The 25123-nt window shown below is 40.6% G+C and carries 20 protein-coding genes; 2 read left to right on the top strand and 18 right to left on the bottom strand.

Annotated elements, in window-relative coordinates:
• Positions 1 to 21: 21 nt before the first annotated feature.
• The 7 genes from ACMZOO_RS17665 to ACMZOO_RS17635 form a co-directional block, all read right to left on the bottom strand.
• On the bottom strand, positions 22 to 705 hold the full coding sequence (locus ACMZOO_RS17665; protein ID WP_440906545.1) for an RES family NAD+ phosphorylase: 684 nt from the start codon (positions 703 to 705) through the stop codon (positions 22 to 24).
• A complete protein-coding gene (locus ACMZOO_RS17660) occupies positions 689 to 1078 on the bottom strand; it encodes an MbcA/ParS/Xre antitoxin family protein (RefSeq protein ID WP_440906544.1) in 390 nt (129 codons plus the stop codon). The genes ACMZOO_RS17665 and ACMZOO_RS17660 overlap by 17 nt, the downstream gene beginning before the upstream one ends.
• 213 nt (positions 1079 to 1291) lie before the next feature.
• Positions 1292 to 1756 (bottom strand): hypothetical protein, encoded by a 465-nt coding sequence (locus ACMZOO_RS17655; RefSeq protein ID WP_440906543.1) that lies wholly within the window; start codon positions 1754 to 1756, stop codon positions 1292 to 1294.
• A gap of 32 nt (positions 1757 to 1788) precedes the next feature.
• Positions 1789 to 2775: a glycerophosphodiester phosphodiesterase family protein gene (locus ACMZOO_RS17650; RefSeq protein WP_440906542.1), complete on the bottom strand. Its 987-nt coding sequence runs from the start codon at positions 2773 to 2775 to the stop codon at positions 1789 to 1791.
• A 17-nt stretch (positions 2776 to 2792) separates the two neighbouring features.
• Positions 2793 to 5087, bottom strand: a complete 2295-nt coding sequence (gene pbpC, locus ACMZOO_RS17645; RefSeq protein ID WP_440906541.1) for a penicillin-binding protein 1C — start codon at positions 5085 to 5087, stop codon at positions 2793 to 2795.
• A complete protein-coding gene (locus ACMZOO_RS17640; RefSeq protein ID WP_440906540.1) occupies positions 5059 to 9165 on the bottom strand; it encodes an alpha-2-macroglobulin family protein in 4107 nt (1368 codons plus the stop codon). Before ACMZOO_RS17640 ends, pbpC begins: the two co-directional genes overlap by 29 nt.
• A complete protein-coding gene (locus ACMZOO_RS17635) occupies positions 9110 to 9883 on the bottom strand; it encodes a hypothetical protein (protein ID WP_440906539.1) in 774 nt (257 codons plus the stop codon). The genes ACMZOO_RS17640 and ACMZOO_RS17635 overlap by 56 nt, the downstream gene beginning before the upstream one ends.
• A gap of 324 nt (positions 9884 to 10207) precedes the next feature.
• Between ACMZOO_RS17635 and ACMZOO_RS17630 the strand changes: the two genes are divergently transcribed.
• Positions 10208 to 10876, top strand: coding sequence for a PEP-CTERM sorting domain-containing protein (locus ACMZOO_RS17630; protein ID WP_440906537.1), 669 nt, complete (start codon positions 10208 to 10210; stop codon positions 10874 to 10876).
• Positions 10877 to 10878: 2 nt separating this feature from the next.
• On the opposite strand, the gene ACMZOO_RS17625 is transcribed toward ACMZOO_RS17630, so the two are convergent.
• On the bottom strand, positions 10879 to 11664 hold the full coding sequence (locus ACMZOO_RS17625) for a lysostaphin resistance A-like protein (RefSeq protein WP_440906536.1): 786 nt from the start codon (positions 11662 to 11664) through the stop codon (positions 10879 to 10881).
• Positions 11665 to 11762: 98 nt separating this feature from the next.
• Entirely contained in the window at positions 11763 to 12329 is a 567-nt protein-coding gene (locus ACMZOO_RS17620) for a TetR/AcrR family transcriptional regulator (RefSeq protein WP_440906535.1), read from the bottom strand.
• Positions 12330 to 12690: 361 nt separating this feature from the next.
• On the opposite strand from ACMZOO_RS17620, the gene ACMZOO_RS17615 reads away from it, so the two are divergent.
• Positions 12691 to 13290, top strand: coding sequence for a glutathione S-transferase family protein (locus ACMZOO_RS17615; RefSeq protein WP_440906534.1), 600 nt, complete (start codon positions 12691 to 12693; stop codon positions 13288 to 13290).
• 115 nt (positions 13291 to 13405) lie between these two features.
• Here ACMZOO_RS17615 and ACMZOO_RS17610 read toward each other — a convergent pair whose 3' ends face one another.
• The 9 genes from ACMZOO_RS17610 to ACMZOO_RS17570 form a co-directional block, all read right to left on the bottom strand.
• Entirely contained in the window at positions 13406 to 14236 is an 831-nt protein-coding gene (locus ACMZOO_RS17610) for a PEP-CTERM sorting domain-containing protein (RefSeq protein WP_440906533.1), read from the bottom strand.
• A 329-nt stretch (positions 14237 to 14565) separates the two neighbouring features.
• A complete protein-coding gene (locus ACMZOO_RS17605; protein ID WP_440906532.1) occupies positions 14566 to 15951 on the bottom strand; it encodes a sensor histidine kinase in 1386 nt (461 codons plus the stop codon).
• Positions 15952 to 15971: 20 nt separating this feature from the next.
• Positions 15972 to 17336 carry a sigma-54-dependent transcriptional regulator gene (locus tag ACMZOO_RS17600; protein WP_440906531.1) on the bottom strand — a complete coding sequence of 455 codons (1365 nt, stop codon included), beginning with the start codon at positions 17334 to 17336 and terminating at the stop codon, positions 15972 to 15974.
• A gap of 52 nt (positions 17337 to 17388) precedes the next feature.
• Positions 17389 to 18618 (bottom strand): ABC transporter permease, encoded by a 1230-nt coding sequence (locus tag ACMZOO_RS17595; protein WP_440906530.1) that lies wholly within the window; start codon positions 18616 to 18618, stop codon positions 17389 to 17391.
• A 13-nt stretch (positions 18619 to 18631) separates the two neighbouring features.
• Positions 18632 to 19957: an ABC transporter permease gene (locus tag ACMZOO_RS17590; RefSeq protein WP_440906529.1), complete on the bottom strand. Its 1326-nt coding sequence runs from the start codon at positions 19955 to 19957 to the stop codon at positions 18632 to 18634.
• Positions 19958 to 19971: 14 nt separating this feature from the next.
• On the bottom strand, positions 19972 to 20661 hold the full coding sequence (locus tag ACMZOO_RS17585; RefSeq protein WP_440906528.1) for an ABC transporter ATP-binding protein: 690 nt from the start codon (positions 20659 to 20661) through the stop codon (positions 19972 to 19974).
• Positions 20662 to 20672: 11 nt separating this feature from the next.
• Positions 20673 to 21941 carry an efflux RND transporter periplasmic adaptor subunit gene (locus tag ACMZOO_RS17580; RefSeq protein WP_440906527.1) on the bottom strand — a complete coding sequence of 423 codons (1269 nt, stop codon included), beginning with the start codon at positions 21939 to 21941 and terminating at the stop codon, positions 20673 to 20675.
• A 176-nt stretch (positions 21942 to 22117) separates the two neighbouring features.
• Entirely contained in the window at positions 22118 to 23902 is a 1785-nt protein-coding gene (locus ACMZOO_RS17575; protein ID WP_440906526.1) for a GDSL-type esterase/lipase family protein, read from the bottom strand.
• Between the two features lie 16 nt (positions 23903 to 23918).
• A complete protein-coding gene (locus ACMZOO_RS17570; RefSeq protein ID WP_440906525.1) occupies positions 23919 to 25109 on the bottom strand; it encodes a glycosyl hydrolase in 1191 nt (396 codons plus the stop codon).
• Positions 25110 to 25123: the final 14 nt, after the last annotated feature.

Genomic DNA, 25123 nt, shown 5'->3' with positions numbered 1-25123 from the left:
TTTAGCCTTAAGCCGTCATTATTACCTAACTAGGCTGACTTCGAGGACGTTTTCAATTTTGCGCTTTTTACCACTCCAAATATATTTGTAGTGGCCACCTTGTACAGGGATAGTAACGGCTTTAGGTTTCAATGCAGCAACACATTCGCCGCCTTGGTCTCGAACACTTTTATACAATAAACCATTACTGCCAAGGCCACGCATTTTCTTAGCAAACTGCTGAGGTGCTGCATAGTCTTGGGTATATAAATCAGCAAATTCATCTCCACGTATATCATGAAGTTCAAGCGCGACTTTATTAATGTAACAGCGCATTGTTAATTCAGTGTCAGGCTCATTGGTCGCCGATAAGAATTTTTCTCTATGATAAATCGTTTCAGCAAAAGCCGTATCGAGGTCTTTCGCGCCATAATAAACCCCATATTCGGTTCCGTCGGTAAAACGCGTTGGCGTAGCAATGTGGGTAAACGCAGCCATTACAGGTGTTGAACCAGGACCGGAAATTCTTTCGTCGGTTGGCACAAGCGCCAAATTACCCACTTCTTCACGCAGCCTATCATTAGTAAGAGATTCAATGGCAAAAACTAGTTCAAGCTCGTCAGGCGATGCCACATGCTCAAATAAATCAATTGGCGGGAAGTGGCTAGGCACTAATCTGTGTAATTTTTCCCAGTCAGGTAATAAAGTATTAACCTCGTTGTGCATCAAGGTATCTCCGCATGTCACTTAAATGGATCATGCTACCTTTAAGCATAAAGGCTAAAGCAGATTCGTTATTAAAAGCTTTATTCGGTTTTTGCGGCCATGCATCTGCTTGCTCACGGGTCGGAAATAAAATTCCCAACGCTTTGTATATCCCCATTACATAGGATATGCGCTCTAACGTATCAATAGATAAACTCGAAACTTTGCCTTTTTTCCAGTTGTAAAAGGTTGATTCTGGCGGCTTACCAAGCAAGACAATCTGGTCTTTGGTTTTGACATGCCAAGCTGTCATTATGTTAAAAAACACTGAAAGGGCAACTTGAGCAGTTTTTTCAGGGTTTTGTGTCAATACGGTTTGCTCTAAAGCTGACATAATCAAATCCTCCACCTGTACATCAACCATAAATATACTCCACAGGCGTAGTATTATCAATTTTTACTTTACATATATAGCCTCAACTCTGGATAGCAAAACGGTTAGCATAACCCAAGGCAATGAAGTGTCTGTATAGCCGCACAATGGGAACCACGAGCGCAATTTATCTGAGCGAAAAATTGTTATGTTGGCACTGCCAGCTGCTAAATTCTACCCCTTCCACACCTTAAGCATAATGCCCTCGTCAAAATTATAGTGAATCAAAACACAATCCCCCACCGAAAAACTCCTCTTGAAATCTTCAGGGAAGCTATAACTGCTGCCTTTATTTGAAAAGAGTAAAACTCCGTTTACCCTCATAGATTGAGAAGGCCTGCCGCGCCATGAATCAATATCTTCAACAACACCTTCGACTACCTCAAAAGCACCAGATTTAGCCAATTGCTGCGCTCTAACAAAAAAGCGATGATCATTAAATATTAACAGGGTATTAAACAATGCTACGCCTGCTAAAATTATAATTATAAGTGGTGGTTTAGATTGAAATTTATATTTCAATCTAAAAGCAGCGACCGCTATTGCACTTAGCAAAATTAAAAATCCGATAATTAAATCTGTAGATGGGCTGTAGAATGAAGCTGTAACGTCATACAAGATGCCTTCTGCATCCCACATATCAACACACATAAAAAATTACCCTATCAACTTTATCGTAAGCGCATTTCGACCAATTCTTCACCTACCACTTCTATCTTCTCAACCCAAACTGCGCCATTAAATCCTTGGGGTATATATTCCAGCTCGTCCACTTGGTAAAAACCATGTACACGCCCGTCACGCATTGGCCCCATTAATACAACTTGGGTATTAACTTCGGCCATTCGTTGTAAAAATCTATTTGGCCAGCCCCATAACATATCCGCTTTGTCAGCTGGCGCGTATACGTACGTATTGTGACAAACATCTGGTACAACACCCGACCAACCCCATTTGATATATGCTTTAAAACAGGCTTTTGCGCTTGTTTTGTCTCCGCCCTTTGCATCTGTAACCAGATATTTTAATCGTTCAACCGTTTTGCGATTACCATAAACGAACAATTTAGTATCGGCTAATAGTTGATGTTGTTGTAAATACTCGACTAATTCGTCTGCCGCTTTCACACGGCCATCTTTAAAATTGATCAAAAATTGCGTGTCTGGAAAAGATTGCAAAACTTCGGCTAACGATGAAATTAAACCAATCCCCTGACCCCGAAACGGATAAGTTTGGCCATTATCCGCAGTGTAACCATAACCAACATCAAAGGTTTTAATCTGTGCCAAGGTATATTCTTCAGTTGCCCCTTTAGCATCGGTTCTACAATCAAAAGTATTATCATGGAATACAATCAACTGATTGTCGGCGGTTTTCCGAATATCTATTTCCACAACATCAGCGCCTAATTCTAATGCTTTGCTGATAGAAGCTTGGGTATTTTCCAAATAGTTATGCGTGGGTGGATATATACGCGTTGCGGTGCAATCGAATTTACCGACATTCGTTCTATCATAGGTTTGGTAAACCCCACGATGCGAAATAATAGTGAAATTGCCGTCCGATTTATCCGCTAACCAACTCGCGTTAATACAATACAAATAACCACCCGCAGCAATAACACAGGCCAGCAACAAATGTAAAAATCGTCTAAACATAGCTAATTCCTTTCCCTCTACTCGACACTAAAATTAACCTTATCACTCGCGCCCGACAGTGCCAAAGCAACCAAGTTATACTGCCCTGCTTTTTGCAAAATCAGTTTATCACCCTTAACTGGTTGGCCATTTAAAAACCAAAAAACAACTTGATTTGGCTCATTGGTGATTAACTCTAGCTGAATGGTATCGGTTGAGTTGCGGCGGATAAAACGACTTTCATCTTGAACTGAGGTTATCAATAACTCACTATTGCTCTCGGTTAAATTGCCACAGTGTTCAGATAATTTTGGTAATAAATTGGCGCGGCGCCACTGTGTTGGCAGCCAAATATCGAGTGATTTTGGAAAGACAGCTTGCGAGACTTTGTTGGCCTGTGCGGTTGCACAACTAGCATAAGCTCGCTGTCCATTTGGTTCTACCCAATAATCAATATTAAGTTGTTCGTTAAAATCAGCGGTATGATGATTCATACTTGGTGGCGCTTGTAAGTTATATAACCAGCTTTGCTGTTGAGCTAAACAATTGTGCGCAGCTGTTGTTTGCAAAGTTTTGCCGGATGGCCAACAAGTCAGCGCTTGGCTAACAGATGTTGGTTTATTCGGTTTAAAGTCAGATTCTAGCTGTTTAGCAATTTGCATAAATAACGGTAAGGCGTTTTGTGCCCCTGAGTTATCGAAAACTGGTTGAGCGTCCGCTCGGCCGATCCAAACACCAATGATATATTTGCCACTAAAACCTATCACCCAAGCATCGCGGAAGTCGTAGCTTGTGCCTGTTTTCCAGCCGATTGCTGATGTGGCTATTTGTTGCTGTTCAAACTGCCAATCCGCTTGCTGCTGGCGCAATATATTTTGCATTATCCAAGCAACTCCGGGTTGCATGGCAAATCTAGTTTCTGATGGCTGATCTTGGTTAAATCTTGGCGTTACTGCCATGCCTTGATTTAATAAGCTTGAATAAACTTGTACCAAACTTTCTAATCGAGTGCCAACACCTCCCAACACTAAAGCTTGATTAGCTTCAGCGTACTCAGGCCAAATAAGTGTTATCCCAGCATTTTCAAGTTTGGCCGCTAACGATTTAACCGAGCCATGATTAATCAGTTGCAACACAGGAATATTTAAACTTTTCAGTAAAGCTTGTTTTGCACTAACAGCACCAGCATAACCGCCAGAAAAATTTTGTGGACTGTAATCACCACTCACCACTGGAATATCCAACAACAAGCTATTTTCGTGAATCAGCCCAGTTTCGATAGCATCCGCATAAACAAAAGGCTTTAGGGTAGAGCCAGGCGAGCGAATGGCCGTTATCATATCCACCTGCCCTTTACGTGGTTTGCTATAAAAATCAGCCGAGCCAATATAACTGAGCACTTCGCCATTTAAACCATCCATCACCATAACGGCGGCAGATATTTCATCACCCAACTGAGTTGCGTGTTGTTTCGTTAAAAAGGCTAATCTTTGTTGTAGCGACTTATCGATAAAAGTTTCTATTTGGCTTTGCTGTGGCTGACGCAAACGTCGACTTAACAAAGGTGCTATTTGTGGTTGGGTAAAATAATCGGCATAAACAGGCAGTTGTTTCAATTCATCAACTTGTTGCTGCGGCCAAACTGAATATTCAGCCATTCTGTCTAATAATTTATTACGCGCCTTTTTTGCGTTATCTGGATATCTGTCTGGTCGATAACGCGAAGGCGCTTGGGGCAATACAGCTAATAAAGCAGCTTCAGCTTGAGTGAGGTTACGAGATTGTTTATCAAAATAGGTTAGGCTTGCCGCTTCAACACCTTCTATCACACCACCAAAAGGCGCTAGGTTTAGATACATATCTAAAATTTGTGATTTATCAAAGTGCCATTCTAGCTGCAGTGCGCGCAACATTTGCTGACTTTTGCCTACTAAACTTTTGTCATGCGGATGAAGCAAACGTGCAAGCTGCATGGTTAAGGTTGAACCTCCAGAAACAATTTTGCCGGAAGTGATGCCTTGCCAAAACGCTCGTAGCAAAGCCAAAGGGTTAATTCCAGGATGATAATAAAAATATCTATCTTCGTAGGTTAATAGCGCATCAATATAGTGGCGGCTAACAGATGTTTGTTCCACCTGAAAGCGCCAAATATAATCTTGATTGCTAAAAGCGCGCAGCAGCTCACCGTTTCGGTCTGTCACTACGGTCGCGCTATCAGTTAACTTAGTTAAATTTAGCGGAAAAACTAAATCTAAAACCTTAAGCGCAACCAGCAATAATACAATTGCAATAACAAAAGGTTTGTTAATGTAACGCTGGATTATAACTTTCAATGCTCACGCGCCCACTTTGCTCTGTTACCGCTCTTAAATCCATTTGGTACATAGACTCCACCAAAGCAGGCGGATGAATAAATTCACCGGGCGTTACCGCTTGAACAATATAAAACACATCAGTTGGTGAATAGTTTGAAGTATTTATCGCGGCGATAAATCTATCGTCCCGACCTGCTTGGTAATCAACTGAGCTGCGCTTAATAAGTTGTGCCACGCTTTGCTCAGCAAATTTCACACTATGAATATCTAGGTGTGTTGTTATATCACCACGCTCAATTTCAAAACCAGCAGGCAATAAATCCACCAAAATCAAATCTCGATAACTTTGCGAGCTGCTAATTTGTAATCTAACCAAAAACCTTTGGCCGGATTGAATCATTACTTGGTCAACCTCTACCGGGTTGCCAAACAAATCATAATAACTGCGCTCTACCTTTAACTCAGGGCTGCTGTTGCTTGGTTTTTTATTTGGATAACCTTGGCTGATCACACTCACAAATAAGTCTTGCTCTGAAGTATTTTTAATACTGGTTTGTTGGATATTTAAACCATCAACTCGGTAGAAGGCAGATTGTTGCTCTGGCCCTTGATACTCAGCGCCAGCAACATTAAGTTGGTAGTTAAACGGCTGCGAAAATTGTTCAGCCAGAGCTAAATCAGCCAATACCAGTGCCATGCGTTGCTGCGTATTAAACCAAGTTTGTTGTTTTACCTGCTGCCACAACTCAAAACTTAATTCTTGCGCCCATTTAATCGCAAATTTTTGTTGCAGTAAGGTGTGTATAGTCAAAGCTAAGTCGCGTATTTCGCTGTTATAGTCAGCCGAATATTGCGCTTCAAATTTAGTGTTTCGAGCGAGTTTAATCAGTTTTCTTCGTGGTTTGGGCATACCCTGCAAATCAAAGGCTGCAGCCAGTTGTACCAAAGGAAAAGGCGATTTGGCATGCTCTGCTTGCTCGGCTAACTTTTGCATATGGGTAATGTTTACTTGGCCCTGTTTGGCCAATACATAAGCTGCGTAACTGCGCGTGGCAAATTGGTAATGTAGCAAGTCACCATAACCGTCGTTAATACTGCTAGCACGTAAAAAATAAGCCAAACGTTTTAATAATAAATCGACCTTTTCTTGCGGCACTACATATCCTGCTTTTTGCGCAGTTAATAAAACATCTGTCGCATATACAGTTAACCACGAATGTTCTACCCCTAGGTTGGACCATAAACTTAAACCACCACTTGGCGTTTGTTTACTTAAAATACCGTCAATACCTTGCTGCACGGTTTGGCTTAACGTTTGTTCAGCCAAAACATCTATATATTGCTCGCGCATATTTGGCGGTAATACTATCCAAGGTAACATTCGACTGGCCGTTTGTTCTAAACAGCCGAGCGGAAAGGCAAACAACTGGCCTATTTGTTCTGCTAATGCAAAATCTGGGCGATTGCTCATTTGAATGCTGGATTGAACTTGTGGATGCCAACTGGCTAAATCCAATTGTAAATTTTGTTTATCACCTGAACTGAGTTGAAATTGTTGATACTGACGTTCGGCTGGGTATGGATGGCGCACTGCAAGTTGCCAATTGCGCGTTTGCTTTACAGCTTCAACATCCGTTGCTTGGTTAGTTTGTTGAATGCTTAATTTCAATTCAGCCAGTTGTTGAATCTCATCTCTTGCATCCAAGTTAAATTTAACTTTAATGCGCTGTCCTGCTTCAACCTTAACCTGCGAGCTGGCCAATTCAGCTTTAATACCTGTGGTTTGCAATGCCAATGTTAACTCCATGGCTGATTGACTGGTATTGGCTAAATCAATAACGCCTGTTGCTGTGTCACCCACGGCAATAAATCTTGGTAAATTAATTTGGCTAACCAAGTTATCAGCCACTTTAGTTTCAGCAGAATTTGCACCAAATTTATTCGCATCAAACGCAACTGCAACCAATTTTAATTTGCCATTAAAGTAAGGAATGGGCACAGAAATATTAGCAGTGCCACTAGCATCAACTTGGGAAGGTTCAGATAAAAAAGAAACGATTTGCACTTGCGCTGCAGCTTGTTGACCGCCGTGTGACAGCGCCGCACCACCGCCCCATAATATATTGGCTGCGTTTAAATTATTCGGCGCAATAATTTGATTAAAGTTATCGCGCAATACTACTGGATATGCGCGCCGTGCAAAAAAGTAGTCAAATGGCGATGGCATTTTATAGTCGTATAAATTTAGTACACCAACATCAACCGCAGCCAATACAACTTTAGTGTTTGCACTACTACCCTCAACCTTAACTGCCACATCTAGCGTTTGTGATGGTTTGATTATTTCAGGTGAATCTATCGAAACAGTTAGTTGGCGATCATCTCGCGTTAAAGGTAAATGAGCTAAACCAAGCGCTCGTTGTAATTGGGTGTTTTTTGTTGCCGGAGCAACAACCACAGCCGATAAATAAATATTATGTTTCTGCCAATCGCCCACTGGCAACTCAACTAAGTTTTCGCCTTTTTTAACTGAAATCGCTTGTTGATATAACAAGTCTTCCGCTTCAATTCGTAACCAACCATGACCTTGATAGGGCGAATGCAGTTTAACTTTAGCCATATCTTTATGCTGATAACCTGCTTGGTCAAACGCGAGTTTAATTTGGTCTGGTTTAACTTGGTTACCGTGATCTTGCGCCCAATACGAATACCAATCAGGCCCTGCGTTAAAAAAGAGTTTACTGGTTCTACCGTCTTTTTTAGATTTTACAATGAGCTGGTATTTGCCCCACTTAACGGGCAACGCCAGTTTTAATACGTCGGTAATTTTTTGTGATTTTTGCCAAACCGGAATAGTTTCAACTTGCTCGATACGTTGCCAACCACCACGTTCATTATGCTGCCATAAATAGCTGGTTTTGTGCCAAACCAAACTAACCAACACTTCGTCAGACACTAGTTCGCCAGTTTGTTTCGCACGAATTAAACTAAATTCAGCTTGGGCATTTTGTTCACTGGTGAGCTTGTCAAAACTTGGTTTAATGCCAATCAAACTCTGGTGAGGCCACCAATATTTAGTGAATTTTTTAGTAACTTTTCGACCACCCGATTCATATAAATTGGCATAACCATTAATCTCAAGGGCTGCGTCAATTTGACTCCACTTATCTGATATAGCGAGTTGAGCTAAGCCTGCACCATCGGTTTTAACCGTATTAATTGCATAATACTCAAGCTGCCCCAAGTTGGTATTGTCACCAAAATAATACCCTGGATGATCTGCTAGTGCGTTTTCTGTGGTGCGAATTGCCACATTGCCATCCATGCGACTGTCGCTCGCAGGCGCACCATATAAATAAATTGCTTTAACTGCCTGTTGAGTATCACCGGCGTTTTCTAACACAGCTTGGTCTTGAGTGATCTCAATTGCCATACGCTCTGGCATAAAATCTTCAACTGTGAATTTATGCCGATAAATTTTGTCATTGAGTTTAAATAACAATTGGTATTGGCCAGTAGCAACTTCATCCGCCAATTGATAATGATACGAATATAAACCCAATCCATCTGCATCAGGCTGTAATGTGGTTTGATTTAAACTTTTACCATCAGCGGAAATTAGCTCTGCTTTAAGTGGAAAATCGGCAATTCGTTGACCATCTTGATCACGCAACAAGGTATAATATTCGAGCTTTTCGCCACGGCGATATAAATCACGCGCCCCCCAACTGAATATTTCAACCGGCAAATTTGCTCTGCCAGTTGTTACAAAATCAGTTAAATTAAGTTTTTGATAACTGCTTAAGTCAATCAAATTGAAATCATTATTATCGCTTGCTGTTGCAACCACTGCGGATAATGATTTGTCGATAAAAACTTGCCCTTGCGCATTGGTTGATTCATTCCAGTCTATCGGCCGACCTTTCCTATCAAACAAAGCAATTTTTACATTGGCAACAGGTTGTGCTGATTGCTGCTGATACAGGGTTAATAAATACCTTTCTTGGTACTCTCTAACTTCAAGTGCTAATTGGCTAACATTAAACAAGGCTGTTTGCGCCTTGCCATATTCGCCATGCCCACGCATAACCGCCATGTAAACCTGGCTCTTTTAAGGGTTTGATATCTTGCGTTGCTAACACCAATTGCTGTTTTTGATTTTTATCCGCTTTGGTTTGATATTTTCGTGAGTAAACAAGTTCAGCTTGTTCTATCGTCTTTGTCAGCCGATAGGCGTATTGTTCTGAAGTCGATTTTTGCGTCAAAAAGCTGCGGTATTGCTCTTGAGATAAACGATAAAATTCAACGTCGACATAATCTAGGTTGACGACAACAATAGGCAAACCTTCAGAAAAAGTCGGATTTAAAATAGAGCCTGAATGTAAAAAACTCGCACTTGGTTGGATTCTTGGGGTAGTAAAACTGCTTTGAAAAGCCTCGGGTAGCTTTTCGTCAGCAAAGCTGGTTAAGTTTTTGCGCACTTTAATTTGATAAGTTTGCTCGGGCATTAAACCGGGAAAATAAAGATTTGTTTTAGCCTCGTCTAATATCCAACCGCCATCGACAAGTTGGTCGTTACTGGTTAAATCTATATTCAGGTTTAACGACTGGCTCTGTTTAATCGGTTTAGATAAACCAACCCAAGCCGAGGGTTTACCTTGGTATTCTCGAAAACCTGCACCAACCACAAAAAAGTCTTCAATTTGATTATAGTCAGTTTCCACTTGTTCAGTTTGATTTGCAGCAAGGTTAAAAGAGCTAAAACCTGCAATTAGACTGCATGACAACAAACATGCGTTTATTATTTTTTTCATTTATTTTCCCTAATGTCGCATGCGTTGTGATGCTGTAAATATATAGGTTTTTCGGCACTGTTCAGCGTTGGACTGCAAAAATGGCGAATGTTTCCATCAGTAGATTAAAAACTTTGCAAAAACACAATCATGCGACTTGGTAATAGTCGGCATAATTAACTTACTGTCAAAGGTAGCGTTAAGTTCATTAATCCAAACAATGTCAACATTCTTTACACCCCTCAAAACTCAAAACACAAACCATTTTAAAAACAACCACATAGAAATCGGTGTAAATATTGCTTGTCAGCGTGTCCAACTAATACTTTAAGGGAAAGTAAGGAAATGAAAAAAGTAATTTGCGCAATGGTTGTACTTGCATCAGGGCATGCAAACGCAGGATTAATTGAACATATCAACAATGGTGACTTCGAGACTGGCGATTTTTCTGGTTGGAATGTCGTAAACACTGGCTCTGGAGCTTGGAATATTAACAACGGAACATTCGTGCCTGGCGGAATGTCTGGATTGCCGGTAATTTCCGGAAACTACGACGCAGTAACTAGCCAATCTGGTCCAGGGTTCCACAACTTATACCAAGATGTTTCTTTAGGGGAATTTGACTCAGCAATATTAAGCTGGGATGACCGAATTAGAAGCAATGCAGCATTTTCAGATCCAAATCAAGAATGGAGAGTTTTGATTGAGGACCTAAATGGAGCATTAATTTCAGAGGTTTTTTCAACCAACCCAGGTGATACCACAAGCCAAATTGGCGCCAACACTCGCAGTTATGATTTGACAGCTCTTTTGAGCGGATACACGAATCAAACTATTAGAATTAGCTTTGAACAACAAGATAATCTTGGATTCTTTAGCGCAGTCTTGGATAATGTTAGTTTTACGACCTCTGTAGCGTCCGTCTCTGAACCAGCAACCTTAGCTTTATTTGGACTTGGTTTACTTAGCTTGTTGAGTAATTCTCGACGCACAAAGTTAAATAAAGTTACTTAACTTTAGGGTAGCAACGGATAACTAAACAAAAATAAGTGGGTGAAATTAACCGCTGTGTGCTGCAGTATCGGCCAAATTATTTGCCCACTTTTATAATATACATAACCATATCCTAAGCTGGCGATACAGGCACAAATAGCAAAACCAGCTGAAAATGGCAGATGAGCTAAACCAAATAACACGGCAACAACCACGACAGACCAAACACCCAATTTTGCAGTTAAGGCTCGCTGTAAAACACCACGAAATAAACATTCTTCCGCTGTGACTGTGATAAACAGCATACTAAACATGAATAATAAAATGTTGTCGGGTAACTTAAGGTTCCAATCAATCACGCCAACTAACAAGGCCGTAGAGAAGGTAATAACGATGGTAACAGCCGAAACCATTAGTAAATGGCGTGTGGTTTGACTGGCTTTTTCATGCAGCCCTTGTTGCCTAAACAAATAAAACAGCAAAGCGAACGCGACTAAAGCTTTATCGAAATTTAAGTAAAAAGTGTGCGGTACACTGTTATCGCCAAAAAGCCTATCTTGCCAAATTAGAATATTATTAAAACCTGGCACTAAGTGCAGAATTAATCCAATTGAAGCAACTACAAGTAAAATCACATGGCTGATTTTCTGCCAAGTTTTGCTTGGCTTCCAACCAGCGAAGGCAATAAAAACTGCAGCAAATAATGCGGCTTTCGCTTGAATAAAGTTAGCCAATACTGCCAGTAAAACAACTAAAATAAGAGAAGCAAAAATTGCCTGTGTTTTATATTTTGAGAAGATCATTTCCATAGAATATTTTGTCCGATTAAACCATTAACCAACCCAGTGTGATAGTGCATACATTTACGTTTTGATTTAAGTAAGTTGGTATCTAAATTTCTGAATACTCAACAAGCTTTCTGCTCGATAAAATCCAGTAACCCATTTAGCTGTTTTTTATTATTTTCACGTAGTGTTGGAGAGCGTGTAAGGCTGGCGTAGCCTAACATTAACGACAACATATTGCGGGCAAACATTTCAGCTTGGGAGCTGTCGGCCAAACAAGCGGCTAAATTTGCCGTTAATCCCTTTTCTAAACCGAGAAAACTTTGATTAACCATGTCTAACGCTTGCTCAGGAATACAACTCGCTTCGTTTACGCTGAGTGTTAATAAACAACCAGTGTCGGTAAATTCTGTGAATATATGTTGAAAAAACGCACGCACATTTCCCAGCCCAAGTGGCTGTTGAGTGAATATCGGCACCATGCAATTGCGCTCTTTTTCAATAAAAGCGGCCAAAATCACAATAAACATGGCTTCTTTATTGCCAAACTCGTTGTACAAACTTTTTTTGTTTAAGCCTGTGCTTTCCATTAAATCAGCCATAGAGGTTGACTCATACCCCTTAGCTAAAAACACTTGGGTAACTTGCTCTATCACTGCTTGTCTGTCGTAGTTTTTGTTTCTTGCCATCTTGAATAATTCACCTGAACCTAGTGCGGGTAAACCCGCTGAATCTAGCAGAATTGGCACAATGAAGTAATAATTTAGAGCAAAACCTCTTTTTCATGGGCGAATCAGAAACGAAGCACTGCTTCGCAGTCTGATGAGGTGGAGTCAGGGATGACGACAGGGCCTCTCTTTCAGGGACGAACTGTCGGCTGCGCACCTCTTACATATCCAGTTAAGCGTTTTTGCGAAAATTAATACTTCATTGGGACAACAAACACCATTTTACACCATTCGGTAAAAAATACCTTGCACAAATCAATTAACTCCACTAAATTATTTTACACCAATCGGTTACTTATTATTTTTTAGAAAGGATACCTCAATGAAGCTTTACCATATATTTGCATACGACCGCTCACTAAAAGTTCGTTGGTTAGCCAACGAAATTAATCTGGCGCTACAAATTATCAAATTAGATGTTGCAGAGCGTCAGCACAAAACCGAGCCGTTCAAAACCATAAATCCACATGGTTTAATTCCAACTGTAGAAAAAGAAAACGGTGAAGTGTTATTTGAAGCAGGCGCTATTTGTTTAGATATTTGCCGTGAACATGCTCCTCATCTGATCAACGAACAAGATAGCCAGTTTATGCAATGGTTGTTCTACTTCGCGAGCTCACTTGATACCCTGAGTGGCGGCATTATTGGTTTACACGTGTTCGGTGAAAAAGAGCAAGTACGTGAAACATTAGAAAGAAGAATTCCGCATCAACTTGCAGCAATAAACCAGCACTTAACGGGTAAAGACTACTGGTATAAAGATAAATTTAGCTTACTGGATATTTTTGCTTGGCAAAATCTAGCTTACTTATATGTAGACGGTCAGCTTAAAGATTATCCAATTTTAATCAGCTACCTAGAAAACTTGGCCAAGCGCCCTGCACTGGCCAATTTAAAACCTGAAGGACTACTAAAGCCTTAGAGGCTGCTGTTTTGGAATCATGTGATGAAGACAAAACTGTTTCTGTGGGGGAGAAACAAAAAAACCAGAGTACAAGACTCTGGTTTTTATTTTTTAGCTTAACTTGAAGTATGAATTAAGCTTGTTTTCTGCGGCGTAAGCCAACTAAAGCTAATAAACCAGCACCGAATACAGCTAGGCTTGCAGGCTCAGGAACAACACCTACTTCAGCGATACTGAAGTCAGCAGAAGGGTTACCAGATAATACTGCGAAGATACCAGTTACAGCAGAGAAATCAGCGTCACCAACGAAATCATCGAAAGATAGCTTGATAGTACCAGGCGCTGTAAAGCCTGCAGCAGAAGTTTCGCCTTTAGACCAGCCAGAAGCTAGGTTTTCAATAGCTGAAGTATCGATGTCAGTACCGAAGTCATATAAATCAGCGAAGAAAGCGTTAGTTGACGCAGCATCAGCGAAAATCTCAGTGTTAGAGATTACATATAGGTCTAATTCAAAGCTAGTATCGATGCTTAAGATATCGAAGTAGAAAGAAGCATAGCTGCTAAGGTCTAACAAAGTGCTAGGGTCATTGATGTCAGCAAATGGGTTAGTGTAGAACAAGCCCATAGTACCAGTTACACCATCATCATTGTTGAATACTAATTTGCCGTCACCAACAGAGAAGCCAGTTGAACCTGTAGCTGGTACAGGACCTACTGCATCCGCGCCACCAGTTTGCACAACAGTTGCTGTTACAACACCGTGAGGGCTAACTTCAGTGTCTTGAGCATAAGAAGTGCTGCCTTGAGCGTCAGAGTACAAATAACCGTCGTTAGTACCTAAAGCACCAGCATATGAACCATTGTAACCATCGAAAGAATCTAAAACCATTTCGCCAGCATTTGCTGAAGCAATACCTGCAACTGTTAAAGCCGCTGCTGCTATAGTTTGTTTGAAATTGAACATAATCGTTTCCTTCTGTTTAAAACTGGTTATTGAGTTATTTGTTAATCAATCTGAATCTAATTAAGCATTAGGCGTGCCAACATTAAAAAATCAATATTTATCAAACGCTTGACAATTACCAATTTAGGCGCGAATTATGCAGTGTAAATATTCCTGACGCTAATAACCTCAAAGGCGCGTAAGTAGAGGTGGAAAATGGACATGTTGGGCAATTTTGATTATACGCAGCTGCGGTTACTTAGCTTGCACTATATGCCATAACACACCAGCAGGGTCTATTAAGTGAATTTCGCGTAGTCCCCACGGGTAATCAATACCTAATAAAAAGCCTAATCCAAGGTTAACCTGATGTTTACACTTAAGCCACCACCAAGTCTATTATGCAAGTTTAACTGCCCGCTATGGGCTTCAACTATTTCGCGGCATAGCGCCAAACCTAAACCACTGCCTTGTTGTTTGGTTGAATAAAATGGGATCAGTGCATTGTGCAGTTCTTGTTCATTCATGCCTTTGCCACGGTCTTGTACTGAAATAATCACGGCTTGTCGACTCAGTTCACTTTCGAGCAATAACTGTATATCTTGTGGCGCTGAGCCAGCTTCATAAGCATTTTTAATTAGGTTGATGAGCAGTTGTTCAAATTGGCTAATATCAATTTTTAGCCTAGCTAATTGCTCAGCAGGCACGGATATTTGGTAGGAAAAGTCCAATTGCTGTTGCAAATTTTTTATGAATCCCTGCCAGTCGATACTTTGTTTATTCGGTTCAGGTAATCGAGCAAATTTAGCATAACCTGCAATAAATTCGCTTAAATGTTTAATGCGTTTATCTATGGTACTAAAGATTAAATTGAGCTTTTCATCACCTTGTTGTTCTACTAATAACTTACCTGAGTGAGTCATTGAAGAAATAGGTGCAATCGAGTTATTAATTTCATGGCTAATTACCCGAATAACCTTTTTCCACACACTCACTTCTTGGCGATTAAATTCACGAGTTAGTTGTTTAAACAAAAATAATTTGTGCTGTGCGCCATTGAGCTGAAAATCACCAGTGGATAAATGCCATGTTTGGCTTTGATCTTTGTACGGGTTGGCTGATGCTTCGGAGTCACTATCTTGAGGATTTAATACAAACAAGCCATCTTGGCCGTTATTTATTGCTTGAACAACGGTTTTTGGCCAACTAGAGCTGAGTTCGGTAAATAGTGAACCATCTTGGCTAATGCCATTATTTAACCAATGGCGGGCTGATAAATTGCTATAAATTAACCTTTGTTGTTGGTCGAATAACAGCATGGCCAGTGGCGAGTTTTGATTCACTTTATCTAACAATAATTCCCTGTGATAGATGTTTTGCCTTTGTTGGCGTAAAGCTTGTGAAACCTTGTTTATTTGCTGGTTTAACAATGCAAATTCATCATCTTGGTCTGCGGCAATAGTCACGTTAAATTCTCCATCTTGTAAATTTAACAAACTCACTTGCAACGCCTGTAAATTATTTTTGTACGAGCGTACGGCAAAAGTTGCAGTAAACATACAAATAATTAAACCAATAACTAATAGCCAAATTACATGCTCGACGCCAAGTTCACCTTGGTTAACATGCAGCACCGCCATAACAATGACTACAAGTATTAAACAGCTGAAAAAGCTCGTAATTACGCTGCGACTATATAAGCTATTTAAGCGCCATTTTTTGACTAGATGTTTCATCCATTGCTTCTTTTTGCTAATTAACTATCTGTACAATTCTGTTTGGTTAGATCAATTTGGTATTTATTAATACGTCGATATAAAGCTTGTCGGCTCAATCCAAGCGATTTTGCAGCTTGGCTGATATTTCCTTGTGCTTGATTGATTGCTTGCACAATTTGTTCAGCACTTGCTTCGTTGTCTGTTGCTGCAGAGGTTGGTGAGACTAGCGTCAAACCAAAGTCTATTGGTTGCAAAACCTCACTCTGGCTTAAAATCAGCGCACGCTGACAAGCGTTTTGTAGCTCGCGCACATTACCCGGCCAACCATGCTGTTCTAAAGCTAATTTACTTTCGTTCGACAAAGTTTTGTTTTCACCAACAAAAGCTTGTGCCAATGGCACTATGTCGGCTTTGCGCTCTTTCAAATCAGCTAAATGCAGCTCTATTACATTTAGTCGGTAGTAGAGATCTTCACGAAATTGCCCTTGTTCAATTGCTTGCAGCAAATCCGCGTTGGTTGCACTAATAATGCGTACATTTACTTTTTGTGTTTGATGGCTGCCAAGTGGTTCAAACTCACCTGTTTGTAATACCCGTAACAACTTAATTTGCCCAGACAAAGGTAAATTGCCAATTTCATCTAAAAACAGCGTGCCACCGTCAGCCGCGGTAAAACGGCCAATGCGTTTTTTGTTGATGCCTGTGTACGCACCTGCTTCTGCGCCAAATAGTTCAGCTTCCATCAGGTCTATCGGTAAAGCACCAACATTTACTTTGATAAAAGGCTTATCTCGTCGAGGAGAATTAGCTTGGACGATTTCAGCTATTTTTTCTTTACCCGCACCATTTGCGCCAGTCACCAATACAGGAATATCCGCTTTAGCAACTTGTGCTGCCATATCCACTAAATTTTGCATCTGTTGGCTGGCGTATATCAGCCCACACAAGTTAATACCTGTATCTTTTTTGTGGTTCTGCTGATGCAGCTTTTGTGTAAGTTGCTGGTTTTCTCGCCTTAGCTCCTGCATTTCCAATAAATTGGTGATGCTCGCAAGTAACTTGTTATCGTCCCAAGGTTTACCTAAATAATCGGCCGCGCCATCTTTAACCAGCTCAACCGCCATTTCTAATTGTGTCCAAGCCGTTATTAAAATAATTGGCAAATCAGGATTAAGATTACGCAGTTGATAAAATAACTCTCGCCCTTCTAAACCGCTGGTGGTGTCTTGGCTAAAATTCATATCTTGAATAACCAAGTCAATGTTCTTGTGCATCACAGCTTTTACCGCTTCGGCTTGGTTACTACACACAAGCGTTTGATAACCATGAATGGTCAGCAATAAATTAAGTGCCTCACATATGTCAGGGTTATCGTCAACGATAAGAATTTTATCCTTTGTCACTTTAATTACCTTTTGCTGTAGGGATACTCCCCTACAGGTTTTATTAGAATATTTATGCTGTTCGTGTCGCTATTGCTGGTGAAATACTGGCGGCGCGAAGCGCTGGCCAAAACGTCGCTAATTGACCTAATACAAGTATACTCACCAAGGTCCATACTAGTTGTTGGATTGGCAATTTAGCCAAGGCAAAATGTTCAATCAGCTGATTATTTAACACCATTGCCAGCGCCGTTCCCAAAACCAAACCAACAAATAATAATATGATATTCTCCAACATAAAATGAACAAGAATATCTTGCTTACTTGCGCCGAGTGCGCGTCTTGTGCCAATTTCTTTAATACGGCGATTAATGTTAAACAAGGTCATGCCAATAATGCCAAGCGCGGTAATTAATAACAAGGCGATGACCAAAGCTAACAAAACATTACGCAATAAATAATCGCGCGAATAAAAGCGCTTTTTCATCTGAATATAGGCTTCACCGTCACTAATAACAGCTGTTGGATTCACTTGTGCAAGTGCTTGTTTCGCTTGCTGCATAACGGCTTGAATATCTTGCGAATCAGTGCGAACTAAGTAAATTTGTGGCGCAAATAAGAATACTTGATTAACTAACATAGCTCGTTCAGCTATCTCCCATTTAGGGTTGTCACTTTGCAGCTTTTTCACCACCCCCACAACTTGAACTGGCATAGTGCCTTGATACAAGGTTTTACCTACTATGTTTTCATCACCAACTAATTCTTTGGCGAAAGCTTGGGTAACAATCACACTGAAAGTGCTACTAAAAAGTTGTTGTTGGTCTTGAGCGTAACCAACTTCATCTTTTCTAAAATTACGCCCGGCAATCAGTTCAAGCCCTGCACTATCAATAAAGTTGTGATCGGTAAAATATAAACCGGCACTGGCACCTTCTAGTGTTGTAGAATCTTGGCTGCCATCGTCAGGGGATGTAGTTAATCCTGATGATGTACCTGCACCACTCACTGGAATGGAGTTAGTTACGCTAGCATGACTAATGCTTGGCACAGCTCGCAAAGCTTGGATATCTCGCATTGGATCTGCATTCTCTTTGTCGCCATTTACCGAAATCATAAATAGTCCAGATTCTTTTAAACCGGTATCGCGCTCTATCATTGCCATTCTTTGTTGGGTTATAAACAGTGCATTGCTGACGATAGCTAAGGTCAATGCGATTTGGGCGATTATTATCATGGCTGAGATTTTGTGTCGCATTAAAGCCGAAATAATTGGTGCAACGGGTAATTTTGAAATATTCATAGTTAATATCCTTTTATTGGCTTTTTAAATAACGCGCTGGTTGAGTTTGGCAAATTCGCCAAGCAGGATATAAACCCGCAAGTATTGTTACAGTTATTGCAATAGCAGGGGCGGTTAACACCATGGTTAAATCTAATTTCGCTAATAGTTGATACTCACCACTGTATTGCTGTATATGCTTTAGTATCACTTGAGTAACAGCTATACCCAACACACCACCAAATAAACCAAGTAGCGCAACCTCAATTAAATGCTGGATAAAAATTTGGCTTTTAGTTGCACCAAGTGCCCTGCGTACACCCACATCAGGCGCACGGCGCAAAAATTTAGTTAACATCAAACCTAAAGTATTGACTAAACACACGGCTAAAAATAAAAAACTCAAAACTAATAATATGTAGTTATCTTGGCCAACCACATCTCGGTAAGCTAACCAAGTCATTACATCTTTAAGATCGTAACTGGCATTTTCACGTTTAAAGCGGCCAATTTGTTGTTGCTGTTGAATATAAGCTTGGATATAGGTCGCAAATTGTTGTTTTTGTTGTGCTGATTCAAACTCAGCCCAGGCGTGCAACCATAAGGTTTCTGACTCAAGAAATTGCTGATAATTATCAACTTGTTGATTCGCCCAACTTTGGGTATTGCCCCAAATATTGTTCCATGCATCCAGCTTGTTGGTTTGTGCATGTAACAAAGGTACAAATATATGCTCTGTGTGGCCAAATGCATCAGTGGTCACATCATAATATCTTGGCACTGGCTGCCAGCTATCAATAACCCCAACCACTTCAAATAGTTGGTTTTGTAATAAGAGTTTTTCACCAACACTGTTTCTACCAGCAAACAATTGTTGATTTAACTCACGACTGATCACAATGGTATTGCGGGCAAATTCATCGTCTTGTTTTGTCCAAGCATTACCAAATAAAAATGGCACTTCAAACATGCTAAAAAAATCGCTGGTAGTGAACAAAGTTGCTTTTACATCAGGTGAGTTTGGCGGCGTAATTGGCGCGACTTTTAAACCAGCGCGAAACAGCGCGGTAATTCGTTTTGGAATGTCAGACTTTAATAACTCGATTGAATCACGGTAAGTAACCTGTCTATGCAAATTGTCCGGTGAATCGAAGTTGTTGTTGCTATCTTGAGTTTGCAATTGAATAACGGCTAATTTGTCGCTTTTTTGTGGAATAGGATTGGCCGAGCGCATTGAATGCATAGTCAGCGTGGTCATTGAAATACCTATGCCAATGGCGATAGCAAGCAACATCAACGCGGATATAACCGGCGTTTTTCGCAAACTCAGCAGTGCTAAATGTATATAGTGAAAAAACATAATCACACTCCCAGTTAAACCGCTTGTTTTTGATAAAAGTTATAGTCGCACACTTGGCCATCAACTATTTGGATATTGCGTTGTGCGCGGCGGGCTAATTCAGGATCGTGTGTCACCATAACAATAGTGGTGCCTTGTTGGTTAATTTTTTCCAGCAATTCCATTACTTGGCGCGCCATTAAACTATCTAAATTACCGGTTGGTTCATCGGCAAACAAAATTTTTGGCTGGCCGGCGAATGCGCGCGCAATTGCAACTCTTTGTTGCTGACCACCGGATAATTGACTTGGCACATGTTTCATTCGCGCGGCTAAACCAACTTGCTCTAACGCATGTTCAATTCGCTGTTTGCGCTCTTGTCGATTAAAGCCGCGATAGCGCAAAGGCACTTCAACGTTTTCGAATAAATTCAAATCAGGGATAAGGTTAAAGCCCTGAAATATAAAACCTATTTTTTCATTTCTAAGGCTCGATCTGGCTTTATCACTTAATTGGTTAACAATTTGTCCATCTAATTCATAAGTGCCGCCACTCGATGTTTCTAACAGTCCAGCGATATTTAAAAAAGTGGTTTTCCCTGAGCCTGATGGGCCAGTTACCGAGACAAATTCGCCGGTTTTAACTGTTAAATCGAATTCTCGCAGCGCGTGAGTTTCAACTAAGTCTGTTTGGTAAACTTTATTAATTTTTTGCATGTTTAACATGGTTGAGTTCCTTATCTTATTGATACTTGGTTGAAATCGTTAAATGGCGCTAAAGAAGATATTACGATCTCTTCCCCTTCTTGAACACCGCTAACAATTTCGATATGGGTTAAGTTACTAATGCCTGTGGTTAAAGGTATTTTTTCTGCTAGATTGTTGTCTAGGCGATACGACCATTGACCACCGCTGCTTTGGATAAATTGACCACGCTTGACCATTAGCACATTCGACTTCTCTTCTAAGGTTATAGTCGCGGTTAATCTTTGATTTTGTCTTAGTTCAATGGATGGATTGCTGTTTGCTGCTAATGCAACTCGGGTGGCAACTGAGCCATTTTTTACTTCTGGTGAAATTGCACGCACGTGGCCAGTTAAATTTTGCCCGACAACAGACAGTTCAACCGACATATCTAACGCTAATTCATCGGCTAAACTCTCGCTGATGGCTAATTCAGCTTCAAATTGCGTTAGGTCAATTACAGTCATCAAAGCTTGGTTAATTTGAATTTGCGCACTTTGTTCAACCAACCAATTACCAAGCATGCCTTCAACTGGCGAGCGGATAGACAAGTTATCAATGCGCTGTGCAAGTTCGTCGACAACAATTTGTTGATATTCCAATTGATAAGCTTTGGTTTGATTTTCAAAATTTAAGCTTTCGCGCTGAATATCAATATCTTGTTCGGCATGCTGGTAAGTTAAATTGGCTTTAGCCAATGCATCTTGCACACGTTCAAAATCTTGTTGGCTGATTAGATTTAAGCTGATTGATTGGTCGGCACGGCTCATTTCTCGTTGGCTCGCTTGCCAATTTACTTTTGCTTGTTGCATTTTTTGCTCAAGCGCTAGCAGATCACGTTTCATTTGCAACGAATGGCGTTGGTATTCAATTTCTAAACTTTTTAAATTGGCTTGTTGTTTTTTAAGTTGATTGCTCAACTCTAAGCTGGTGACTTCGGCAAGTATTTGGCCTTTTGCAACTTTTTGTCCTGGACGCCCAAGTAACTTTATTTGGCCATTTTCTGGGCTGTAGATGGTAGGTGCATAAGTAGCAACTATAATGCCTTGGCTGTTTATTTCGCGTGTAATAGTGCCACGCGTAACCTCTGCCAATTGAACTTGATCACGACTGATAACTAAGTCAGTACTGCTCCAAGCCCATAATTGTTTAAGGGCGAATAAACTAACAAGACCTATCACCACAGCTGGTAATAATTTCCCGGCAAGTTTTGACGTTTTTTTGCTGACAACTTGGTCTTGTTGGCTGGTATCTCGAATCATCTCTAACTCCCTAATAAATTAACCGCACATGAGGTTAATTAGCGTATGGCTTTAAGGGAGCAGAAATTATTCCAAGATGTTAAGTTATTGAATTAATGATATTTTACGTTTTTTAGGAAAGGTAAAAAGTGTCCGCGGACAGCATAAATGTGTCCGCTGTACGCTTATCAATTCTCTTACCAATTCATAATTGGTTGTAATTGTTTGATGTAGTCAACCGCCATGCTAGCGTGTTGCGCTTTAGTTGGATGTGCATCACCGTCACCACCTGGATAATGGCTCGACAACATATAATGTAATTTATCGTCGTTTAGTTCTGTTATCGTTGTGTTTAGATACTGAGTTAACGCATCTTTTTGTGCCCACGATAAAATTGAACCTTCGGTTAAGACTATTTGCGCATTTGCATGGTCTTGGCGTACGCGTTTGATAAGCTTTATATAGGCGTCCACATATTCGCGCTCTGGCACTATGCCTTTACTAAAATCATTGGTGCCAATTGCGCTAATAATTAAATCTGGCTGATATTGATTTTGCTGCCACACAAACTCTTTACTTGCGTCTGAAATAGCCAACTGATAAAAATCAATTAAGTTGTTGTCATCAGTATTACCGTTCCAAGATCGCACTAAACCTCGGCCGCCATAACAAACCAAATGCACCTGCGCATTAAAGGCTTTTGCCACTAAAAAGCCGTAACTTTCTAATGGGTTAGTCCAGCTATTGTTGCGCTGAGCATTAGCTTTGCGATCAATTGCTTCTGCACAAGTTACCGAGTCGCCAAGTACCATTATTTTGCGTTTCGGCAATTGTGGTGGTGCTAAAAATTTACCATTTTCAACCGTCACAGTATGCACTTGGTTTACACCATGCCAAGTTTCTGAGCGATTAACTATGCTGACTTTGTGTGGTGTTGTTTTGTCGCCGTTAAACACCTCAATCGTTTGCATATTAGGTGTTAACTTTACCGTTTTAACTAATTTATCATCCAGCAATACATCTAGATAACTATCTCCCCAAGCGTGCGATGCGCTAAAAGAAAAAGCTTGCGCTTCAACCTGATAATTTAAGCTCACACCTGGATAACCAAATCGAACAGATTTGGTGTCAGTGGTAACAAAACGTCCCATTATGCTCACTGGCGAGTCTGCCACTGCAAAAGTTTGTTTAGGCGTATTACCGGCTAATAAACTTTTAATATCAGGCAACATAACATCTGCCCATGCAAGATAACCTTGTCGAGTTGGATGTAAAAAGTCAGCCATTATATCTTTGCTAATTTTGCCATCAGGCTGTAAAAACGCATCGCCATAATCGCGGTAATAAACATTGTCTAACTTATTGAGCGATTTAATGTAATGGTTAAGTTGTTTAACTTGCCCGCGCGACCAATCTTGTGGGTTTTCGCCAAAAGGCAAAACAGCATTCAATAAGATTTTTGCTTTTGGGAAATTCACTTTTAACTGCGCAACAACAGATATAACACCAGCAAATATTTGCTCTGGTGTTTCTTGTAAATGGCCAAAGTTATTCACGCCAGCCAACAATACCACCACTTTAGGCGAAAGTTTATTGTCTGCCGGTAATTGCTGTAATCTCCATAAAATATTGGCTGTATGGTCACCGCCAATCCCAAAGTTTGCTGCATTTAATTGGGCAATTTGTTCTTGCCATACACCATGCCACATCCAACCTTCAGTTATCGAGTCACCAACAAATAACACATCTACATCTTGTGTTTTGGCAAATTGTTGGTCTTCTTCAAACAGTTCATACCAACGTTTAATCGACATCCACTCAAATTCTTTATCACGCGGTGCTGGGATCGAACCTTGGGTTTTGCCAATCAGACCATTTAAGTCTAACGAAGTATTTTTTTCTTCACTGACATTTTTTTGCGTTTGGCCGCAGCCTGTTATCAACATAGTTAAGGTTAGCGCTGTTAATGCTAAATATTTCATTTTTTACCTACTATTTTTATTCAGTAAACTTGGGTAATTCATCTAGGGTGATGACTAATTCGTGGTTATACACATACTTATTATGCGCATTGGAGGAATGGTATTCTCCGGTCCAAAAATTGCCTTTGTCGGTCACACCTGCCGCAGTGTCAATATCATTCCAAGTTACGAAATAGCCCCACATGGCTTGTTCATTGGCCATTTTATTCGGATCTGGCAATACGCCATTTTCCGTTAAAGCCACAGGTTTGGGTTTAGCGCTGAACGATTTAACCAACTGGAATCGCTCTACTTGCGAGCCGTAATCGTGCGGCGTTGCGTAAATATCATCACCAATCACATCAACGTATTCATCACCTGGATACCAACTGCCTTGTAAACCATTCCACACCCAAATAAGGTTATTTAAGCCGTGATCTTCGGTTAAATAATGGAACATAAACTGCCATAATTTGATAAAAGCCACATTCGGTTGTTCACCGTCGGTGCGGTTAGCGCCCCACCAAAACCAGCCGCCCCATTGATTACCAGCAGCTTCATGCATAGGTCGCCACAATACAGGGACACCAGCTTGTTGCAGTTTTTTCAGCTCTGCGGCGATAATATCGATATCTCTAACTATTGCTTTAAAATCGTCCGATTGAGTGTCGAGCTGCTGATCCTTCATCGGGATCACGAAGTCACTTTTCTCCGTATAAAATTCCTGAGTTTTTAAACTCGGATCGCGCCAATGCCAAGCGAATGTCACTAAGCCGCCGCGTTGCCAATGGGCGATTGCTTCTTCTGTTTGCTGTAAACCAGAGCCGTATTGATAACGGTCGTAGTTCATAAAATCATAACCCATTATCGCTGGCGCTTTACCTGTATCAGCAAGCACGCGCGCATACATATCTATGTTGTCTTGCCAGGTTAAATCTTGCTGTCCAGCCAATACTTTGTTGCCAAAATTATCGAGTAGATATTGGTAAACTTTATGAGTGATTGCATTAGCATTTTTGTTGATTAGAAGTTGATTAGCGCCCACTACATTTTTTGCATATTTGTATTGGTTATTATCGTTCGATTGTTCTGAAGTGTTGCCAGCAGCAGTCGTTTTATCGACTTTGGTGCTTTCGACCGTATTAGTCGATGAGCTGCAACCATATGTACCTATTGCGACAGATAAGCACAATAAAACACCGGTAGTGAGTGAAGTATTTTTTGTCATAACTTGAAGTTCTT

Source organism: Catenovulum sp. SX2 (genome assembly GCF_052056295.1).
Classification (GTDB): domain Bacteria; phylum Pseudomonadota; class Gammaproteobacteria; order Enterobacterales; family Alteromonadaceae; genus Catenovulum.
The sequence above is the reverse complement of the archived record's forward strand: the minus strand, read 5'-3'. Positions and strand labels throughout refer to the sequence as shown.

Bases quoted from the DNA above. Each gene is read 5' to 3' on its own strand.
- ACMZOO_RS17665 (WP_440906545.1), bottom strand. From the start codon at position 705: ATGCACAACGAGGTTAATACTTTATTACCTGACTGGGAAAAATTACAC.
- ACMZOO_RS17660 (WP_440906544.1), bottom strand. From the start codon at position 1,078: ATGTCAGCTTTAGAGCAAACCGTATTGACACAAAACCCTGAAAAAACT.
- ACMZOO_RS17655 (WP_440906543.1), bottom strand. From the start codon at position 1,756: ATGTGGGATGCAGAAGGCATCTTGTATGACGTTACAGCTTCATTCTAC.
- ACMZOO_RS17650 (WP_440906542.1), bottom strand. From the start codon at position 2,775: ATGTTTAGACGATTTTTACATTTGTTGCTGGCCTGTGTTATTGCTGCG.
- ACMZOO_RS17640 (WP_440906540.1), bottom strand. From the start codon at position 9,165: ATGGCGGTTATGCGTGGGCATGGCGAATATGGCAAGGCGCAAACAGCC.
- ACMZOO_RS17635 (WP_440906539.1), bottom strand. From the start codon at position 9,883: ATGAAAAAAATAATAAACGCATGTTTGTTGTCATGCAGTCTAATTGCA.
- ACMZOO_RS17630 (WP_440906537.1), top strand. From the start codon at position 10,208: ATGAAAAAAGTAATTTGCGCAATGGTTGTACTTGCATCAGGGCATGCA.
- ACMZOO_RS17625 (WP_440906536.1), bottom strand. From the start codon at position 11,664: ATGGAAATGATCTTCTCAAAATATAAAACACAGGCAATTTTTGCTTCT.
- ACMZOO_RS17620 (WP_440906535.1), bottom strand. From the start codon at position 12,329: ATGGCAAGAAACAAAAACTACGACAGACAAGCAGTGATAGAGCAAGTT.
- ACMZOO_RS17615 (WP_440906534.1), top strand. From the start codon at position 12,691: ATGAAGCTTTACCATATATTTGCATACGACCGCTCACTAAAAGTTCGT.
- ACMZOO_RS17610 (WP_440906533.1), bottom strand. From the start codon at position 14,236: ATGTTCAATTTCAAACAAACTATAGCAGCAGCGGCTTTAACAGTTGCA.
- ACMZOO_RS17605 (WP_440906532.1), bottom strand. From the start codon at position 15,951: ATGAAACATCTAGTCAAAAAATGGCGCTTAAATAGCTTATATAGTCGC.
- ACMZOO_RS17595 (WP_440906530.1), bottom strand. From the start codon at position 18,618: ATGAATATTTCAAAATTACCCGTTGCACCAATTATTTCGGCTTTAATG.
- ACMZOO_RS17590 (WP_440906529.1), bottom strand. From the start codon at position 19,957: ATGTTTTTTCACTATATACATTTAGCACTGCTGAGTTTGCGAAAAACG.
- ACMZOO_RS17585 (WP_440906528.1), bottom strand. From the start codon at position 20,661: ATGTTAAACATGCAAAAAATTAATAAAGTTTACCAAACAGACTTAGTT.
- ACMZOO_RS17580 (WP_440906527.1), bottom strand. From the start codon at position 21,941: ATGATTCGAGATACCAGCCAACAAGACCAAGTTGTCAGCAAAAAAACG.
- ACMZOO_RS17575 (WP_440906526.1), bottom strand. From the start codon at position 23,902: ATGAAATATTTAGCATTAACAGCGCTAACCTTAACTATGTTGATAACA.
- ACMZOO_RS17570 (WP_440906525.1), bottom strand. From the start codon at position 25,109: ATGACAAAAAATACTTCACTCACTACCGGTGTTTTATTGTGCTTATCT.